The sequence below is a fragment of the Secundilactobacillus pentosiphilus genome, from assembly GCF_002217985.1.
In the GTDB taxonomy this organism is placed as follows: domain Bacteria; phylum Bacillota; class Bacilli; order Lactobacillales; family Lactobacillaceae; genus Secundilactobacillus; species Secundilactobacillus pentosiphilus.
The window spans coordinates 1-207 of the sequence record NZ_BCMI01000105.1; the positions used below are offsets into that span (position 1 = coordinate 1).

At 35.7% G+C, this 207-nt stretch carries 1 pseudogene; it reads right to left on the reverse strand.

The window, feature by feature from the left end:
* Positions 1-207, reverse strand: a pseudogene (locus CES81_RS13710) (IS3 family transposase); the annotation flags it as partial.

Here is a 207-nt window from a genome sequence, read left to right on the forward strand (position 1 = left end):
ATTCAGGCGACATTAAAGCGAAATGAATGCAAGTCTCTGCGATTGATGCATTATTTAATTGCTTCCACTTTACAAGCTTAATTCGAAAAGTACCAGATATTTTGGGGGGATTCATTAAACCTTTACGCCCATATAATTCATAAATGCCCACCATAATTCGAAATAGGAAATCAGCAATGCCAAATTTCTTTGCAATGGCCTTTTTAG